This window comes from ANME-2 cluster archaeon (genome assembly GCA_014237145.1).
Taxonomy (GTDB): domain Archaea; phylum Halobacteriota; class Methanosarcinia; order Methanosarcinales; family Methanocomedenaceae; genus Methanocomedens_A.
Genome location: JAAXOC010000086.1, coordinates 1 through 12909, shown reverse-complemented (window position 1 = coordinate 12909; position 12909 = coordinate 1). Strand labels below are relative to the sequence as shown.

Here is a 12909-nt window from a genome sequence, read left to right as displayed (position 1 = left end):
TAATTTGATTTAATAGACTTTGGTGATTTGGTTTGGACATGAGAAAAAGAAAATATCATCATTTTCCCCTTCATAATGTTGATTTTACCCAAAAGTACAGTTTTTGGGCCAACCTTCCATATCTTGTAGAAACATTTGCAGGGATGAATAAGAAATCCGGGTCATTCAAATTGATGGGAAATAAAGGGGAAACCTTGAAAACAAAACGAAATATTGCCATTGATATCGCTGATGCAAATGTAGATTTTGTACCATTGACCAATCAAAACCAGAAAAATATATTGTTGAACATTGATAAGAATGGCACTATTGATTTCAGGTTTAGGATACTTTATTCGTACCTGAATACAAAATACAGCCGCATCGCCACCAGAGGCGATACATTCCTGATCAGGAGTGAACTTGCAGACGGTATTCTAACATTGAAGATACATCTGGCGGATGGTCCTGGGCATACAACATGTAATGAGATTGCTGATACTATAGTAGACGAGATTGATCGGAGCAATAAAAAATAATCATCTATATCCATGATAGATTGGCCACCTGCTATTGGAATAATACTGTAAAACCGAATAATTTATCTACTATATGTTTAATGAAAGAGAGTTGAATTTCAGACTTACTTATCCCAGGTGATGTATTACTTCAAAAAAACAGGAATTTATGTATTGTTATATAGCAGAAATAACGAAGCTCATCCTTGGTAAATAATAATATTAAGGGTAATTCTAAAATATATATCAGTGAATGAATAAAATCCTTCATAATGGTGAAAATAATATGACAAAGGCCGATATTTTATCTCAGATCAAGAAAGCCGAAGAAGATACAAGGACAATGATATCTGAGGCAAATGAAGCTAAAGCTAAAAAAATTCTCGAAGCAAAGAATCGGTCAAGGGAATTGATCAATGAGGTTAAGAACGAGAGTGCGGCAATTGCTGATACAAAAATTTCCCACGCAAAAGAGAAAATAAAATCAGAAAAAGAAAAAATGCTAAAAGAAGGAGTCGTTGTTGCAGAATCAATAAAATCAAAGGCAAATAGCAATGTAGCAAAAGCCACAGAATATCTTGTGGAACAATTTGAGAGGAGCATACATGCTTAAAGCCAAAAAGGTTTCAAAAGCAGTAATTATTGGCAATAAGAAATTATTGCATCCGACTGTGGACATCTTGCATTCAATACAGTGTATCCATGTAGAAGATTTCACTGAAGACGATTCATTTCTTACTATTGGCAAACCCGGTGAAGTGGCTTCACAAGCCTCTAATAAATTGGTCAAGCTACGATCACTTACAAATTTTCTAGGTATAAAACCGACACATTCCGATAAGCTTCAAAATGAAGATGCAATTTTAAATGAACTTGATGCAAAATTAGAAAAGCTGGATTCAATTGTCAACGAATTATTAGATCGGAAAAATGTACTTGGGACTGAACTAAAGAATATAGACGATTCCATTTTCGTGCTGGAACCTCTGTCTTTACTTCCGCTGGACCTTGAGTATTATAAGGGTTATAGTTCAATCAATGCCATCATAGGTTATATCCAGGGTGAAATATCCGGAATTGAACAAGAGATCAGGAGTATTACAACAAATTATGAACTGTTCTCATCACCCTATAACAAAAAAAATGTTATTGCCTTATTTATGCCTGTTGAGTACCAGCAGCAAGTCACTGACATTCTTGAAAAATATTACTTTAATGATATCCATGTACCTGAATTAAAAGGCAATCCCGGAAAGATGATGAACGGAATGAAAAACAGGAAAGAAGACATACAACTTGAACTAACTTCACTTGAAGATGAAATTGCAGATCTTAAAGGTAAATATATGGATTTCATCCTTGCTTCAGATGAGGTATTATCGATCACTACAGAAAAAGCAGAAGCACCATTGCGTTTTGCAACATCTGAGAGTACTTTTATTATTGATTGCTGGATAGCTGATGACAAGTTCCATCAGGTGGAAGATACCCTTGAGAAAAATTTCAATGGCAGTGTAATGATTTCCAAACTGGATGTGGAAAAAGAAGAGATCGAATCCAGTACAATTCCGGTTGAATATGATAATCCCGGACTGGTCAAGCCTCTTGAAACGATTATGGACTTATATTCCAGACCACTCTATAAGGAGATCGACCCATCAGTTATTATTTTCTTCACATTCCCATTATTCTACGGTCTCATGCTTGGAGATATTGGATATGGTCTGGTACTCTTTACACTTGGAATGGTAGGCAGGGCAAAGATAAAGACCGGCGGTATGAGACCACTGGCAACGCTGCTTGTCTATTGCAGTATCACTACAACAATATTCGGTATACTGTTCGCAGAAATATTCGGTTTCCATGTGTTTGGGCACCATAGCATTGTGGCAGTACTTTTTGGTGAACACAGTGCCCTTGGGGGGATATTCTATAACTTCCATGCCCTGCCCATCCTTAATAGACTTGGTGAGAAAGATATACCCATACTTTTGATAATATCAGCACTTATCGGTGTTGTGCACCTGAATCTGGGATTCATTCTTGGTTTCAGGAACGAAGCTGTCTCACATGGTCTAAAGACTGCGGTGCTGGAAAAGATAAGCTGGATGGTACTACAACTGGGAATCGCCATATTTGCTCTTGCAGCCCTGGGATATATTCCTGTTGTTGGTAAGACCGGCGGATTAGTCATATCATTGATAGGTGTGGTGATGCTCATTGCAGGTGAAGGCGGGTCAGCCATTCTTGAACTGCCTTCAATTCTCAGTAACACACTGTCATATACAAGGTTGGCCGCCGTGGGTCTGTCTTCTGTAGGTATTGCATATGCAATAAATTATATTGTGACAAATTTGCTCTTTCCAGAAGGGGGAATTTTCATAATACTTGGAATTATTGTGCTCCTGATAGGACACACTGTTAACACCGTGCTTGGTGTAGTAGCACCGGGACTGCATGCATTAAGGTTGCAGTATGTAGAATTCTTTACAAAATTCTACCATGGCGGTGGTCGTAAATTTAATCCATTCGGATATAATCGAAAATATACAGAGGTAAAATAAATGGTAGATATTAGTATAGCAGATGCAACCGTAGAACAGATTCTTGCGAATCAAAAAGGACTTATAGCAATCGGCGCAGGCCTGGCAGTAGGACTGTCCGGCATTGCTTCAGGTATTGCAGAAAAGGATATCGGCGCAGCCGCTGTCGGTGCAATGGCAGAACGAGAAGAGCTGTTCGGAAAGGGTCTTATCCTGACCGTTATCCCGGAGACTATTGTTATCTTTGGACTGGTTGTTGCCATATTGTTGCTCTTCCTGTAAGACTATTTACCCGTCAGCGGGAGATTGGACATGGGACTTGAAAATGTTGTAAATGATATCCTGGAACAGGCAAAAACAGAAGTAGCCGCTATTGAAGCTGAGGCACAGGATGAAGCTGCAGCAATAATCGACAAAGCAAAAAATGAAGCTGAAAAGATTTTAGCTGACAGCAAGACCGAAGTTGAGGCAAATATCCAGAGAAGGCTCAAACAGGAAAAATCCAGTGCGAAACTTGAGAGCAAGAGAGCTGCACTCAATGCTAAAAAGGATGTCTTGGACAGTGTTTATCAGTCGGCCAGAGAAGCTATCTCATCATTGCCACCAGACAAGAATGCATCTATGTTGAAAGCAATTCTTGATGAGCATGGAAGTGAAGGCGCCAGGATATATTCCAACACAAGGGATACAAAGCTGGTCAAGGAATTGACAGACCTTACCTTTATGGGTGAGATTGACTGTATTGGCGGCCTGATCATCGAGAATGATGACGGTTCAGTACGACTGGACTACACTTTCGACGGAATTCTGGACGATGTGTCTGAACAAACACTAAAACCTGTATCAGACATACTATTTGGATGAGGTATTAAGATGTTCTTTAATCGCCGGGGCAGTAAAAAGTATGCATACATTACGGCCCGGGTCAGGGCTATGAAGAGCAAGCTGATCCAGAAGGAAGTTTATCCAAAGATGATGAACATGGACCTTCCTGAGATCACACGTTTTATCGGTGAGTCAGAATATAAACAGGATGTGGATGAGCTTGCACAGAAATACAGCGGCATAGACCTTTTAGAGCATGCCCTCAATCAGAATCTTGCCAGGACATACAGGAAATTGTTACGTATTTCCCAGGATGAACCACACTATTTGATCACAGAATACCTGAGGTACTGGGATATTTGGAATATCAAGACCATACTCAGGGGAAAATATTACGGAGCTCCTCTTGAAGAGATACAGGAGGCCGTGGTGGCAGCAGGACAACTGGGATATCGTCAACTTAACTCCATTGCCAGTATGGAATCAATTGATGATATTAAGGTTGCTCTTGAAAATACCCCATATCATTCTGTCATTTCCGATTACCAGGGCGGAATGCTGTCAACTGTCGAGAACAATCTGGATAAGTTATATTATTCCAGAATACTTTCTTCAATGGACAAATCCAAGGGTGAAAAGTTAAGCCTGAAATTCATCAGGACCGAAATTGACCTTAAAAACCTTAAGACTCTTTTCAGGACTAAAAAGGCAGACCTTCCCAGGGATGAGATAATGGAACTGTTAATACCTGGCGGAGCTGAACTGAAAGATGGAGATCTACGTCGTCTGGTCTCTCTCTCATGGCCGGATTTCATTAAAAGCCAGGAAGATTATTCATATTGGTCTTCACTTTCAGAAGTGATCAGTGAAGATATGCCCTCCCTTATGGACGTGGAAGCAGAACTGGATAAATATGCAATGAAATATTCATCAAAAGTATCGCACTATTATCCACTATCAATTTTACCTATTTTTGATTATATAGTCAGAAAGAATAATGAAATAAACAATCTTAGAACGATAGCCAGAGGCAAAGAATCTGCATTGTCTGATGATATCATAAAGAAACACCTGGTGATGTGATATGGAGATAGCAGTAATTGGAAGCAGTGAATTTACTCTTGGCTTCAGACTTGCCGGTATAAGAAATATCCATGAAACAAACGGAAAGGATGATCTTATACCTATTATTCAGAATGTACTTAACGACAGGGAAATAGGAGTATTAGTTATCCACAACGATGATCTGGCCAGTTTGCCTGAGAATTTCCAGAATATGCTGGATGAACTGGTTACGCCCACGACAATTGCACTGGGCGGTGCAGGTGAAAGTTCAAATTTAAGAGATAAAATAAAACAAGCAGTAGGTGTTGATCTGTGGAAATGAAAGGAGAGATTTATAGGATATCAGGACCAGTGGTCACAATCCAGGGCATCAATACCCGGATGTATGATGTGGTCAAAATAGGACATGAACGTCTGATGGGAGAGGTTATCGGAATTGAGGGGGATCGGTCCATTGTGCAGGTCTATGAGGAGACGGCAGGAATCAGGCCCGGAGAACCTGTAGAGAACACGGGTATGCCACTTTCCGTTCAACTTGGACCTGGCCTTCTTGAGAGTATATATGATGGGATACAGCGTCCTTTGCCCCTTCTTAGGGAAAAGATGGGGGACTTTATCGAGAGGGGAGTTATGGCAGATGGCCTGGATCAGGAAAAACTCTGGGAATTTAAATCAACTGCCAAAGCAGGAGATGCGGTTTCCGGCGGCGATGTGATCGGGACCGTTCAGGAGACCATTAATGTGGAACAACGTATAATGGTCCCGCCCAATGTGTCAGGTACTATTGATGAGATCAAGGACGGAAAGTTTAAAGTGGTTGATACGATTTGCACTTTGACCGACGGTACCGAGCTTCAGATGATGCAGAAATGGCCTGTCAGGATGCCCAGGCCGGTAAGCAAGAAATTAACGCCGAATACCCCGCTTATCACGGGTCAGCGAATTCTCGATGGAATGTTCCCTGTGGCCAAAGGCGGTACAGCAGCTATCCCGGGTCCATTCGGTAGCGGCAAGACCGTCACCCAGCAGCAGCTTGCAAAATGGAGCGATACCGAGATCGTGGTATATATCGGCTGTGGTGAAAGAGGTAACGAGATGGCTGATGTGCTCACCGAGTTCCCTGAACTGGAAGACCCAAAGACCGGCCGTCCCCTGATGGAGCGGACCGTGCTTATCGCCAATACCAGTAATATGCCTGTGGCAGCCAGGGAAGCCAGTGTATATACCGGCATCACTATTGCCGAATATTACAGGGACATGGGATACGATGTATCACTGATGGCTGACAGTACCAGCAGGTGGGCCGAAGCCATGCGGGAGATCTCATCCAGGCTGGAAGAAATGCCTGGAGAGGAAGGGTATCCTGCATACCTGTCAGCCCGGTTGAGTGAGTTCTACGAACGGGCAGGCAGGGTGAAGTCACTTGCAGAGCTTGAAGGTTCCATTACTATCATCGGTGCAGTTTCACCACCGGGTGGTGACTTCTCAGAACCGGTCACGCAGAATACGCTGCGTATTGTCAAGGTGTTCTGGGCACTTGACGCAAAGCTGGCCCAGAGGAGGCATTTCCCGTCTATTAACTGGCTGAGCAGTTATAGTCTCTACACTAAGGGACTGGCTGACTGGTATAATGATAATGTATCCCCTGAATGGGTCAAACTAAGGGATAATGCCATGGACTTGCTCCAGCAGGAAGCAGAATTACAGGAGATCGTACAACTGGTTGGTTCGGATGCATTGCCTCCTGACCAGCAATTGACTCTGGAGATCACAAGGATGATCAGGGAGATATTCCTGCAGCAGAATGCTTTCCACCCCGTTGATACCTTTTGTCCCATGGACAGGCAGTACAAGCTCCTTGATACTATCCAGAAATTTGCAGATAAGGCAAATGTGGCACTTGATTCCGGTGTTACGATGCAGGACATTGTCAAACTGGAATCCAAGGATGAACTTGGAAAGGTAAGGTTTGATGACGATTTCGAAGGTGCGCTTAAAAAGGTCATAGACAAGATGGAAGATGAGTTCGATTCCCTTAAGAGCGAAGACTATGCCGCCACAGCAACTGCAGAGGAGGCTGAGCAAATTGACTAAGGAATACAAGACCATCACAGAGATCTCAGGACCGCTTATTTTCCTGGAAAAGACCGAACCTGTAAGTTATGGTGAACTGGTAAATATCAACCTGCCCGACGGTTCTACAAAGAGGGGACAGGTACTGGATACTTCACACGACAAAGTTGTCGTGCAGGTTTTCGAGGGTACAGGTGGCCTGAACAGGGAAAGCGGTGTCAGGTTCACGGGGGAGACCATTAAACTGGCCGTGTCCTCTGATATGTTAGGCAGGATACTTTCAGGAAGTGGCGACCCTCTGGACGGCGGACCACGTATCATTCCCGAGGACAGGCTGGACATCAACGGTGCAGCCATTAATCCTTATTCCCGGTTACCTCCTGAGGATTTCATCCAGACAGGTATCAGTACTATTGACGGTACAAATACACTGGTAAGGGGACAAAAACTACCTATTTTCTCAGGTTCAGGTCTGCCTCATAATGAGATTGCCCTGCAGATCGCAAGACAGGCTAAAGTGCCAGGCAGTGAAGAGGACTTTGCTATTGTCTTTGCGGCAATGGGTATCACAAATGAGGAAGCCCAGTATTTTATGGCAGATTTTGAGAGGACAGGTGCCCTAGAGCGGGCAGTGGTGTTCCTTAACCTGGCAAACGATCCGGCTGTGGAGAGGTTGATCACTCCGAGGATGGCACTTACAGCAGCCGAATACCTGGCATACGAACATGATATGCATGTACTGGTGATCCTGACCGATATCACTAACTATTGTGAAGCACTCAGACAGATGGGGGCAGCCAGGGAAGAAGTACCTGGCAGGCGTGGCTATCCCGGTTATATGTACACTGACCTTGCCAGTTTGTATGAAAGGGCAGGCGTGGTAAAGGGCAGGAAGGGATCAGTAACACAGTTCAGTATCCTGAGCATGCCCGGTGATGATATCACTCACCCGATTCCTGACCTTAGCGGCTATATTACCGAAGGCCAGATAGTCATTTCGAGGGAACTTCATATGAAGGGCATATATCCACCTGTCAATGTGCTGCCGTCATTGAGCAGGCTGATGAACAGCGGTATCGGTGAAGGTCACACCAGGGACGATCATAAGGCAGTATCTGACCAGATGTATGCGGCTTATGCTGAAGGTAAGGACCTGCGCGGCCTGGTGGCCATTGTGGGCAAGGATGCACTGTCAGACAGGGATAAGAAACTGCTGGAATTTGCTGATATGTTCGAGGACAGGTTTGTCAGGCAGGGTCTGGACGAGGACAGGGATATCGAGACCACCCTCACTATCGGGTGGGAAATGCTTTCAGAACTCCCGGAGTCGATGCTGACCAGGATCGATAACAAGTTCATAGAGAAATACCATCCGGCCCATAAGAAATAGAGCTGGATCTTTGGAGGATTAGACTTTGGCTATACAGGATGTTAAACCCACACGTTCAGAACTTATCGAGCTGAAAAAGAAGATCAAGCTCTCTGAGGGTGGACATAAATTGCTCAAGATGAAACGTGATGGGTTGATTCTGGAATTCTTTGAGATACTGGAGAAAGCTAAGAGCATCAGGACCGAGCTTGACGTTCAGTTCGATATATCAATGGAAAAGGTCAATATTGCCAAGTCAGTGGAAGGTACTGTGACAGTCAAATCCACTGCTTTTTCTTTTAAGGACACACCGTCCCTGGAAGTCCAGAGCAAGAACGTAATGGGCGTGGTTGTGCCCAAGATCGAGTCAAGCAGTGTCAGGAAGCATATCAATGATCGTGGATATGGTATCATCGGCACCAGCAGTAGAATTGATGAAGCAGTTGATGCCTACGAGGTGCTGGTTGAAAAGATTATTCTGGCTGCCGAGATCGAGACCACTATAAAGAAACTGCTGGATGAGATCGAGAAGACCAAGCGCAGGGTCAATGCACTTGAGTTTAAGGTCATTCCTGAATTAACTGAGGCTAGGGATTTTATTATGCTCAGGCTGGATGAGATGGAGAGGGAGAACACTTTCAGGCTCAAACGCATCAAAGGATAGATATACTGTGCGACACATCAGGCGTTAGGATGTCGTTAACGGATAAGTTGATTGAGAAGTTGAACGAGCCTGAAATAAAGGCTTATATTCTTCGTTATTTTTGGATCATCTCACTGATGATGCTGGTGCTGGGGTATAGCATAATGGCTTATGTTCTATTTTATTAGGCTCTTATTAGGCATGTACAGCTTATATTGCGCAGGTGTTTTTCTAAATTCCAAAATGACCGTAAGGGGCACCCGGCAGGAGTGAAGGGGAGAGGGGGCGGCAGGAGAGCTGAAGAATGGAGGGGGGCTGGAGTTCATTAGTATCTCACCGCAAAGGGTGCAAAGACCGCAAAGGATTTTACTGCCCTGGCTTTGCGCTCTTGGCGGTGCAGTATTTCATATATAATATATTTTAACAGCTGTCGGCAGCTAACCGACATAACATCCACTTCGCACCCCGGGACCGCCGAATACCCATGCATCCACAAGGCACCAGTAAAGCGCCTGCCAGCTCCCTCACCATAAGGGCGGATGAAGCAGACCGGGACGGGCAACAGGGCAGAGTGAAGGCGATGAGGGGCTGGAATCAGTTCAATACTAACCGCAGAGTTCGCTGAGATACACAGAGAAGGCTAAAAATGCTCAGCGCAATCCGCTTCCTTAGCGGTTAAAAGTTCACACAAATCAACAAGGATTTGGTACCGATTCCATCATTAGAAGAACAAAAACGCATCATTGCTAAAGTAGACCAGCTCATGGCCCTTTGCGATGAACTGGAGGCCGGGCTGGTTCAGGCGCAGACCGAGGGCGGGAAATTGATGGAGGCTGTTGTGTATCATGTGCTGGCGGGGTGATCTGGGAATCTTCAAGGGCGCCAGGGTGGAGTGAAGGCGAGAGGGGGGCTGGTTTTCACTATTTGGTTCACCGCAAAGGATTCTGTTGGGTTGGCTTTGCGTTATTTGTGGCGCAGTATTTCATAAATAATATATTTTAACTGCTGCCGGCAGCTAACCACATAACATCCACTTCGTACCCCCGGATACCCATGCATCCACAAGGCATCACAAAAGCGCCTGCCAGCCCCCACACCAGAAGGGCGGGCGGAGCAGAGCGGGACGGGCACCCTGGCAGAGGGAAGGTGAGAGGGGGCAGCAGGAGAGTAGAAGAACACGCGCGATAACAACAAATTCTATATATGGTTTTAAATCATGAATGTTGGCTAACAAATGACAACAGAAAACATATTCAAACTGCATCATAAAGATGCCAGAAATATTGATGAAGTAATCAAAAAAAATATTGTCGATATAACTATTACTTCTCCACCCTATTTTAATATGAAAGATTATGGATATAGTGAACAAATTGGTTTTGGTCAGTCCTATGAGGAGTATCTTGATGATTTGGAAAGAGTTTTTGAAAAAATATATCACGTCACAAAAGACACAGGATGTTTGTGGGTTGTCATTGACACATTTAAAAATAATGGGGAGGTAGTTCCGCTACCATTTGATTTTTCAAATACAATAAAAAAAGTGGGATGGAAACTGCATGACATTATTATTTGGAATAAAGATAAAACGGTTCCATGGAGCCATAAAGGACAAACAAAAAATAAGTTTGAATACGTTCTTTTTTTCATTAAAAATAAGAACTATAAATACTATAAAGATGAAGCGCGTGAATATAATACTAAGTTTCTAAAAAAATGGTGGATAAGATATCCTGAACGATATAATCCTAAAGGAAAAGCTCCTGATGAAATTTGGAATTATGATATTCCAACACAAGGATTTTGGGGAAATAAATATATCCGACATTTTTGCCCTCTACCAACCGATATGATTGGAAGAATGATACAATTAACTTCTGATGAAGGTGATGTTATTTTAGATCCTTTTGCGGGATCAGGGTCTGTACTTGCTCAAGCAGCTTACATGAATCGAAAATTTATTGGTTTGGAATTAAATGAAAGCTATATCGATATGTTCCAGAACTATCTACAATGTACTTTTGAATCTGGACAAAAGAAATATCAACTGGTTAAAAGTGGAAAATATGCACAAGATAATTTTTCCGAAACAATTTTGAACTTGAGAGCTTTGAAATTTGCAAAAATTTTACACAAAAACATTAAATCAGACTTTAAAGATATGATAAAGACAATTTGTGTTGAAATCGCAGATGAAGAGCCAGATGTAAAACACAAGATCATCAAAGTAAATTATAGTATATTCTTTGAAATGATGAAAAAATCTGAATCGAAACTTATCAAAAAATCCATAAAAGAAAATATAAATGAGATCATTTCACATCCCCCCTTATCGAAGTATGGAATCGAGGCAAAATTTAGATATTATTATACAAAGCGTTGTTTGTCAAAAAAACATCCTCTTTATGTGTATAATAAAACAACACATAAGTACGAAGAAATATATAAATTAATCCAAAATAATAAAACGTTTGAAATTGTAAGTCCAATAAAATTAGAGATAAACGAAGATAATTTTGAATAAAAAAATAGACATTTCATATCAATTCACATTTATTATGATGAAATTTATGCATTCCAAAGAAATTGGATATTGACCCCTTAATCTACTGATGTTTCAAGTACTTTCAAAACAATATAATCATTAGTGATTAATATGGGAACACGTGGTCCAAAATCAAAATTCACTGATATTGCCTGCCCTAATGTTTTGTGTCCTGACTATGGAATGACTGACATGGGAAATATTGCTGGAAATGGAACATACGAAACACAAAATGAAAAAGTCAGGAAATTTATCTGTAGAACATGTGGGAAATCATTCAATAGCCGGAGTGAGACGGTCTTTTACGACCTCAGGACGAAAAAGGATACATTTATTCTTGCACTAAAAATGGTTCTTAGTGATATCCCTCTTAGAAAAATATCATATATATTGGATGTGAAATTAGATACAGTCAGAGATTGGCTTCTCCGAGCCGCAAATCATAGTGAAAAGGTGAATGATATCTTTCTTAAGGATCTAGAAATCTCAAAAGTTGAATTAGACGAACTTTGGACTTTTGTAAAAAAAAACCAATTCCGGGAGTGGCAGACCCTAAGGAAGAACGGTGGATATGGGTAGGTTTTGCAAAAGAGTCACGATTGCTTCTTAGCATAGTTGTTGGCCCAAGGATGCAAGAGTCAGCTGATGAATTAATCAAGGGAATCGATTCATGTCTCGATAAAGACAATGAGTTGCCTTTATTTGTAAGTGATGGGAATAATCAGTATAGGGTGGCTCTTTTTGATCTCTATAACGAGACAGTAACGCCTCCTAAAACTGGAAAGAGAGGAAGACCTAAAAAACCATACAAGATACCAAGAACAAATCTAAGGTATGCACAGGTAATAAAAGAACGAAAAGGGGGAAAGCTCGTTAAAGTACATAAGCAGATCATATTCGGGAATATGGAAAATATATCACCATCTGATATCACAACTTCTCACATTGAGCGACAAAATTTGACATTCCGTCAAGAAAATGAACGTCTTGCAAGGAAAACAATAGGATTTTCAAAGGAAGATTACTGGTTAAATAAGCACATGATATATTATAAGTCATTTTTTAATTTTGTAAGGCCACATTCTGGATTAAAACTAAAAATCAATCAAGGTGATGAAGATATTACGAATCGAAAGTATATCCAGAGAACACCGATGATGGCGGCTGGAAAAACAGATCATATCTGGTCAATGGAGGAACTTTTGACGTTTCCTTATTCAAAAACTTCAGTAGATTAGCGGGTCAATACCCGAAAATCGATGATCATTTAATATTCCATAGAAGTATGAACATTAACCAGTCAACTCCCGCAGCCTGGCATCTGTCACTGGTTCGGGGACACATGCCGA

15 protein-coding genes are annotated in these 12909 nt (G+C 41.9%); all 15 read left to right on the top strand.

The genetic code is table 11. The features are described from left to right. The first annotated feature begins 38 nt into the window (after positions 1–38). The 15 genes from HF974_10880 to HF974_10810 all read left to right on the top strand — a co-directional run bounded on the left by HF974_10880 (position 39) and on the right by HF974_10810 (position 12798). Positions 39–518 (top strand): hypothetical protein, encoded by a 480-nt coding sequence (locus tag HF974_10880; protein MBC2698810.1) that lies wholly within the window; start codon positions 39–41, stop codon positions 516–518. Positions 519–750: 232 nt separating this feature from the next. Next, positions 751–1110, top strand: coding sequence for an ATP synthase archaeal subunit H (ahaH, locus tag HF974_10875; GenBank protein ID MBC2698809.1), 360 nt, complete (start codon positions 751–753; stop codon positions 1108–1110). Continuing rightward, complete coding sequence (locus HF974_10870) at positions 1103–3061, top strand: V-type ATP synthase subunit I (protein MBC2698808.1); 1959 nt, start codon at positions 1103–1105, stop codon at positions 3059–3061. The genes ahaH and HF974_10870 overlap by 8 nt, the downstream gene beginning before the upstream one ends. Further along, positions 3062–3322: a V-type ATP synthase subunit K gene (locus HF974_10865; GenBank protein ID MBC2698807.1), complete on the top strand. Its 261-nt coding sequence runs from the start codon at positions 3062–3064 to the stop codon at positions 3320–3322. A gap of 30 nt (positions 3323–3352) precedes the next feature. Then, positions 3353–3904: a V-type ATP synthase subunit E gene (locus tag HF974_10860; protein MBC2698806.1), complete on the top strand. Its 552-nt coding sequence runs from the start codon at positions 3353–3355 to the stop codon at positions 3902–3904. 9 nt (positions 3905–3913) lie between these two features. Next, positions 3914–4948, top strand: a complete 1035-nt coding sequence (locus tag HF974_10855) for a V-type ATP synthase subunit C (GenBank protein MBC2698805.1) — start codon at positions 3914–3916, stop codon at positions 4946–4948. Between the two features lies 1 nt (position 4949). Next, the gene (locus HF974_10850) at positions 4950–5252 is read left to right on the top strand and encodes a V-type ATP synthase subunit F (GenBank protein ID MBC2698804.1); all 303 of its coding nucleotides are present in this window, start codon (positions 4950–4952) and stop codon (positions 5250–5252) included. After that, a complete protein-coding gene (locus tag HF974_10845) occupies positions 5243–7024 on the top strand; it encodes an ATP synthase subunit A (GenBank protein MBC2698803.1) in 1782 nt (593 codons plus the stop codon). The genes HF974_10850 and HF974_10845 overlap by 10 nt, the downstream gene beginning before the upstream one ends. Continuing rightward, complete coding sequence (locus HF974_10840) at positions 7017–8393, top strand: ATP synthase subunit B (protein ID MBC2698802.1); 1377 nt, start codon at positions 7017–7019, stop codon at positions 8391–8393. The genes HF974_10845 and HF974_10840 overlap by 8 nt, the downstream gene beginning before the upstream one ends. Before the next feature lie 25 nt (positions 8394–8418). Beyond that, positions 8419–9036, top strand: a complete 618-nt coding sequence (locus HF974_10835; GenBank protein MBC2698801.1) for a V-type ATP synthase subunit D — start codon at positions 8419–8421, stop codon at positions 9034–9036. 463 nt (positions 9037–9499) lie between these two features. Continuing rightward, entirely contained in the window at positions 9500–9640 is a 141-nt protein-coding gene (locus HF974_10830) for a hypothetical protein (protein MBC2698800.1), read from the top strand. Positions 9641–9718: 78 nt separating this feature from the next. After that, the gene (locus HF974_10825) at positions 9719–9877 is read left to right on the top strand and encodes a hypothetical protein (protein ID MBC2698799.1); all 159 of its coding nucleotides are present in this window, start codon (positions 9719–9721) and stop codon (positions 9875–9877) included. A 372-nt stretch (positions 9878–10249) separates the two neighbouring features. Continuing rightward, the gene (locus tag HF974_10820) at positions 10250–11539 is read left to right on the top strand and encodes a site-specific DNA-methyltransferase (protein MBC2698798.1); all 1290 of its coding nucleotides are present in this window, start codon (positions 10250–10252) and stop codon (positions 11537–11539) included. 132 nt (positions 11540–11671) lie between these two features. After that, positions 11672–12139 (top strand): IS1 family transposase, encoded by a 468-nt coding sequence (locus tag HF974_10815; protein ID MBC2698797.1) that lies wholly within the window; start codon positions 11672–11674, stop codon positions 12137–12139. Then, a complete protein-coding gene (locus tag HF974_10810) occupies positions 12103–12798 on the top strand; it encodes a hypothetical protein (GenBank protein MBC2698796.1) in 696 nt (231 codons plus the stop codon). Before HF974_10815 ends, HF974_10810 begins: the two co-directional genes overlap by 37 nt. The last annotated feature ends 111 nt before the right edge of the window (positions 12799–12909 follow it).